The 4981-nt window shown below is 44.7% G+C and carries 5 protein-coding genes and 1 pseudogene; 1 reads left to right on the top strand and 5 read right to left on the bottom strand.

Annotated elements, in window-relative coordinates; all coding sequences use genetic code 11:
- Positions 1 to 272 (bottom strand): annotated as a pseudogene (locus F6J99_RS41965) (pentapeptide repeat-containing protein); the annotation flags it as partial.
- A 288-nt stretch (positions 273 to 560) separates the two neighbouring features.
- Between F6J99_RS41965 and F6J99_RS41970 the strand changes: the two are divergent.
- Positions 561 to 743: a hypothetical protein gene (locus F6J99_RS41970; RefSeq protein ID WP_293099993.1), complete on the top strand. Its 183-nt coding sequence runs from the start codon at positions 561 to 563 to the stop codon at positions 741 to 743.
- A 392-nt stretch (positions 744 to 1135) separates the two neighbouring features.
- On the opposite strand, the gene F6J99_RS41975 is transcribed toward F6J99_RS41970, so the two are convergent.
- The 4 genes from F6J99_RS41975 to F6J99_RS41990 form a co-directional block, all read right to left on the bottom strand.
- A complete protein-coding gene (locus tag F6J99_RS41975) occupies positions 1136 to 2920 on the bottom strand; it encodes a pentapeptide repeat-containing protein (protein ID WP_293122593.1) in 1785 nt (594 codons plus the stop codon).
- A 1-nt stretch (position 2921) separates the two neighbouring features.
- A complete protein-coding gene (locus F6J99_RS41980; RefSeq protein WP_293122584.1) occupies positions 2922 to 3062 on the bottom strand; it encodes a hypothetical protein in 141 nt (46 codons plus the stop codon).
- Positions 3063 to 3619: 557 nt separating this feature from the next.
- Entirely contained in the window at positions 3620 to 4534 is a 915-nt protein-coding gene (locus F6J99_RS41985) for a DUF2996 domain-containing protein (RefSeq protein ID WP_293122587.1), read from the bottom strand.
- 40 nt (positions 4535 to 4574) lie between these two features.
- Positions 4575 to 4808: a hypothetical protein gene (locus F6J99_RS41990; RefSeq protein ID WP_293122590.1), complete on the bottom strand. Its 234-nt coding sequence runs from the start codon at positions 4806 to 4808 to the stop codon at positions 4575 to 4577.
- Between the last annotated feature and the right edge of the window lie 173 nt (positions 4809 to 4981).

Raw genomic sequence — 4981 nt, forward strand, 5'->3', positions numbered from 1 at the left:
TGTGGTTCTGATCGGTTTTCCTCAGCTATTCCCGCGATTTCTCTCCAGTCTAGTTTCAGTCCATCGCATATCCGTTTAAAGGAATCCAGCTGAATTGGTTTAAATTGAAAAAACTTTGTTACTGTACTGCGACCTATAAATTGCGATTTTGCTAAGTTACTTTTAGACTCAAATCCTAGCCTGATTAAAGCTTTTTCAGCTTTTTCTATACCTTTTGATGAGGCGGTTATAGTTTGTCTTGTATTTTTTTTACCTCGGCTACAATCTGTCATAGTCTGGCTAGTTTTTTATAACTATAGCAATAGCTGTAATGGTGTTTTCCAATTCAAGGGAGTAAGCGATGCAACCCTAAATGACCAAACTCAATAATTCCCTGAGCCTAAGTTTTATATTGCCTGCTGCCAGCGCCATAACTTTTAGCGCAATCACAACTTAGTCACAAGGTAATCAAACAAAAGCCAAAACATATTAGCAACTAATCCATTGGACAGTCAAGGGTTGAGGTTTTGTCGGTAACCATTAAAAGTAGCAGTCAAGCGTACCAGTTACAACAAAAACCTATGGCTCATAAAACTCTAACAATCAAAGAAATGGTTCAAGCTGCTATTATATCGATATTACTTGGGGGGTCACTTACCCTAGCGGTAATTGATGAACAATACCGCCCCACCTTTATGGATATGGCAAAAATAGGTCTTGGAGGCTATCTGGGACTCTCATTACCTAAGTCTAAAGGTAAATAAAGTTATAGCGCTATGGTATGGACACAGGATTTTTCCCTGTTCCCTAAAATCCACAACTTGTGTACCTCACCTAATTGATAAATGCTATAGCTCGATTATGCGATTGCTCTAGACTAATTCCTTGGCATTGCTTAATAATGGAATGATTTGAAGAGTTTTGTGGAACCGGGATCTTGGTGGAACCGGCATCTTGCCGGTGATCAATATTTCACCGTGGAACCGGCATCTTGCCGGTGATCAATATTCCCAGGCAGGCAGGATGCCCACCCCCACTGATATTGATCCCAAGATTTAGCAATGCTCATTTTCTGGTTTAAGCGATCGCATTTTTTGGTGGATGCGATCGCGTTTTTTTGCGGGAATTCCTATCTTTGGCTAGGGGTAAGACTTTCCTAGCTATCCCCTGGCACATCCTCAAACATTGCGCCTCGTTTGATTAAGTGATTCTTGATGGATTCATTAATTCCCGGATTATCTCCAAATTGGGTATTGTCCACGATAGCACGACTCAGCTGGGCATCAGTGAGGTCAGCACTCTTTAGGTTAGCCTCATTGAGGTCAGCACTATTTAAGTTAGCACTATTTAAGTTAGCACCCTTCAGGTCGGCACTACTGAGGTCGGCACTACTGAGGTTAGCATTAGTAAGGCAGGCACCAATAAGGCTAGCATCACTCAGGTCAGTACTACTGAGGTTAGCATTAGTGAGGTTAGCATTAGTGAGGTTGGCATCACTCAGGTCAGTACTACTGAGGTTAGCATTAGTGAGCCAGACACCACTGAGGTTGGCACCACTGAGGTCAGTATCACTAAGGTCAGCATCACTAAGGTTGACACGATTGAGGTTGGCACCACTGAAGTCAGCACCATTGAAGTAGGTACCCTTGAAGTAGGCAGCACTGAGGTCAGCACCACTGAGGTCGCTATAACTTAGCCTGGCACGACTGAGGTTGGCACGACTGAGGTTGGCACCGCTCAGGTCGGCACCACTGAGGTCGGCATCAGTTAGGTCGGCACCACTGAGGTTAGCACCCCTTAGGTTGATAAGATATTGCTTGTACTTAGTCAGTTTGGCACCCCTAAGCTTGGTATCACTGAGGTCGGCATCACTGAGGTTGGTACCCCTGAGGTCGGCACCCTTCAGGTCAGCACCTTTCAAGTGGGCACCCCTGAGGTCGGCACGAATCAGGTCAGCACCCTTCAAGTGGGCACTATTCAATTGGGCACTATTCAGGTTAGCATCATAGAGTTGGGCACCCTTCAGGTGAGCACCACTCAGGTGGGCATCACTAAGGTCAGCATTTTGGAGTTGGGAACCCTTCAAGTGGGCATCACTGAGGTTAGCACCCCTGAGGTTGGCACCCCTGAGGTCGGTACCCTTGAAGTAGGCACGACTGAGGTCAGCACCACTGAGGTTCGCAGCACTCAAGTCAGCACGACTAAGGTCAGCACCACTCAGGTCAACATCACTCAGGTCAACACCGTTCAAGTCTCGACCCGCAGCTCCAGTACTGACAATCTCTTCCACTAGACGCCATTTAGGATCAAGGTCTTTATTTTGATCATCATCTAACCTTGTGTTCAAAATTTTAATATCTTGAACAGGAAAACCGCTTATTTCTGTTACTTCTCCTGATTTGAACTGAGATACAAGCCGTTCGATATCTTTTTGATAACCTTCTACAATTAATTGGATGCTGTCTCGTTTAATATCACTAATTTTTATAGTCTCTCCTGAAGAGTTTTGTAAACTAGATTCAATACGTTTTAAAAGTTCAGCTGAATCTATATCCCCTGTTAAGACGATAGATGCTTTAATTGTTTCAGTTTGTCTATCGATTACAGTTACTTCAAGCGGTGGTTGCTGTTGTTCCACCAGCTCTGAGCTACTGCCATCATTTTCGCTTACTGCTTCCGATTGGTTTTCCTCTGCTATTCCCGCAATTTCTATCCATTTTAATTTCAGTGCCTGGCAGATCCGTTTAAACGAATCCAGCTGAATGGGTTTGAAATTAAAAAACTTCGTCACTATACTGTCACTGAGACGTTGGGATTTTGCTAAGTTACTTTCAGACTCAAAATCTAGCCTGGTCAACGCTCCTTTGGCTGTCTCTACACCAGTTGACGAAGCCGTTATAGTTAGTGTTTTATAGGGGTTTTCTTGAGAAAAATCTGTCATATCAGGCAATAGGGAACAGGGAACAGGGAACAGGGAATAGGGAAGAGGCAAGAGGCAAGAGGCAAAAGGCAAGAGGCAAGAGGCAAGAGGCAAGAGGCAAAAGGCAAGAGGCAAAAGGCAAGAGGCAAGAGGCAAGAGGCAAGAGGTAAAAAATATTGTGTACCTGATTAGGCTAGAAAGCGAGTAATATCAAGTCCGGTTAAATACCCATAATTAAGGGAAGTGTGGGGAGATAGTGGATATTTTTATTAAGGGTAATTATCGTGACATGATATAAAGCTATGAGAGGAGTTTTTGGTGTTATGATAAAGCCATGCAGCACCTATTACCTTTTTTCTATTATCTTGGCGCAGCCTTATAATAGTTAGCCCTAGTGAAAATACCGAATTATACAATTATAAAAACAAATAGTAGTAGCAACCAACCCCTTGGACAGTCAAGGGTTATGGTTGTTTCGTTGATGATTAAAATTAGCAGTAAAGTTTAACAGTTACAGAAAAAACTAATAAAGGAAACAATATTTTTTCCCACTCTCCATACTCTTCCCCCTACTCCCTGCTCCCTGCTCCCTACTCCCTAAAACCAACCTTGTGATCGGGAGCGAAAGGTAGCGATCGCTCCAGGATCAAAACAGTTTGGATCTTGGTTGGTAGATTCGGTAAAAATCCGAAAATCTACCTAAACATTAGCCAAGACTTACTAATTCCACATTAGCCACTTCTGAGCATTTAGCCGTTGTATGGTGTAATGAACCATTAGATCAAGAGTCACTCTCCGTTCATCAATCATAAATGACTCGATCGTACTAGGGTTAACACCATTAGCCGACGCCGAAAAAGCCTTTTGCTTTTTAATATCTTCGTCTAGGAAATAAACGTTAAATTTCCGTTGACCATTTTGCCAACTCCCCATTACTTGCCAACAGTCATCCATTTGACTCAAACTTGGAATCGGGATTTTCTGTTTAGCAAAGGTCACATCTACATCATCAATACCTTGTTTGGCAAAAGCAGTCTTAAGGGCTGGCACATAATGTTGTTCCACAAATTCAGTAAAAGGTTTCTTTTCAATTGCTGGTGGTTTTTCTTTTTTAGCTTTTGCCCCAGTAGCCGCAGGCTTTTTAGCAGCAGGGGCCTTAGCTGCAGCTTTGTCTTCTGATTTTTCAGCAGGCTTTTTAGCAGCAGGGGCCTTAGCCGCCGGTTTGTCTTCTGATTTAGCCGCAGGCTTTTTGGCCGCAGGGGCCTTAGCCGCCGGTTTGTCTTCTGATTTAGCCGCAGGCGGTTGGTCTACGATCGCAGCAGGTTTCGGTTCAGTTATTTCAACCGGCGGTTGGTCTACTACAGCAGTAGGCTTCGGTTCCGTATTAGCAGCAGGCTGGTCTGGTGATGGTGTAGGAGGTTTCGGTTCAGTTATTTCAACCGGCGGTTGGTCTACTACAGCAGCAGGCTGGTCTGGTGATGGTGTAGGAGGTTTCGGTTCAGTTATTTCAACCGGCGGTTGGTCTACTATAGCAGCAGGCTTCGGTTCCTTATTAGCAGCAGGCTGGTCTGCTGATGTATCAGAAGGAGTATTTGCGTCCTCAGGGTTAGGTAAGGGTAGGGTTTCTTCCGCCATAGCTTACGTAAGTCGTTTCTTTAGTCTGGATGATCCTATCTTACTGGCCAAGGGCTAGACAGATGGCTCGGGAGTCGGGAATCGGGAGTCGGGAATCGGGAGTCGGGAATCGGGAGTCGGGAATCGGGAGTCGGGAGTCGGGAGTCGGGAGTCGGGAATCGGGAATCGGGAATCGGGAATCGGGAATCGGGAATCGGGCAAAGCGGGAAATGGGAAGCATTCTGAGGACTTGAGCTAAATGGGATTGGCCTACGGTCACCCTACGCGAACGCATTTGTCATCTCATTTCTCAGTAGCTTTCATGAGTATAGCGGTTTATAACCTAATGAGGTACACATAATTTTTTCTCTCTTGCCTCTTGCCTCTTGCCTCTTGCCTCTTGCCTGTTCCCTATTCCCTATTCCCTATTCCCTATTCCCTACTCCCTATTCCCTATTCCCTATTCCA

Source organism: Moorena sp. SIO4G3 (assembly GCF_010692305.1).
GTDB classification, from domain to species: Bacteria; Cyanobacteriota; Cyanobacteriia; order Cyanobacteriales; family Coleofasciculaceae; genus Moorena; species Moorena producens_A.